The organism is Frankia tisae, assembly GCF_025403405.1.
Taxonomy (GTDB): Bacteria; Actinomycetota; Actinomycetes; order Frankiales; family Frankiaceae; genus Frankia; species Frankia tisai.
Map to the genome: position 1 here is coordinate 1 of NZ_JANEZT010000772.1, position 644 is coordinate 644.

Here is a 644-nt window from a genome sequence, read left to right on the forward strand (position 1 = left end):
GTGGGGTGGGGACGCTGTGCGTTCATGATTGTGTTACGGGTCCTTCCTCGGCGGGAACGTCTCGGCTGGCCAGAACGTTGTCGAGGGGTAGTTGCACACGTCTCGACGCTCGGAGGAGTTATATGGGCGAGCGCATCCTGCGGGGAAGCCGTCTCGGTGCAGTGTCCTACGAGACTGACCGCAGCACCGAGCTTGCCCCACGGCAGTCGGCGTCGTACGACTGCCCCAACGGCCACCAGTTCACGATGCCCTTCGCGGCGGAGGCGGAGGTGCCGTCGGTGTGGGAGTGCAAGGTCTGTGGTGGGGCGTCGGTGATCGTCGATGGTGAGCGGCCTGAGCCGAAGAAGTCGAAGCCGCCGCGGACGCACTGGGACATGTTGATGGAGCGCCGGACCACCGATGATTTGGAGGAGGTCCTGGCGGAGCGATTGGCGGTGTTGCGCGGCACCGGTGAAGGGCGGCGTACCGCCTAAGGGCTGTGCGTCCGCGGCTTTTCGGGTGGTCCGCGGTTTTAGGGTCGGGCACGGGTTTGTGCGTGCCCGACCCTTTGGCATGCCCGGGGTGGCTGTGACGGGTGGCGGGTCGTCAGGAGCTGTGGCTGGTGGTGATGTTGTCGGTGGTGGTGGATTGGCGTGGGGTGGGGT

The 644-nt window shown here is 66.1% G+C and carries 1 protein-coding gene; it reads left to right on the forward strand.

Annotated elements, in window-relative coordinates; all coding sequences use genetic code 11:
• The first annotated feature begins 122 nt into the window (after nucleotides 1-122).
• Nucleotides 123-473, forward strand: coding sequence for an RNA polymerase-binding protein RbpA (locus NBZ85_RS31610; RefSeq protein WP_009738606.1), 351 nt, complete (start codon nucleotides 123-125; stop codon nucleotides 471-473).
• Nucleotides 474-644 lie beyond the last annotated feature (171 nt).

What these genes read in the sequence shown, in the direction of transcription:
- NBZ85_RS31610 (WP_009738606.1), top strand. Translation starts at nt 123, where the DNA reads ATGGGCGAGCGCATCCTGCGGGGAAGCCGTCTCGGTGCAGTGTCCTAC.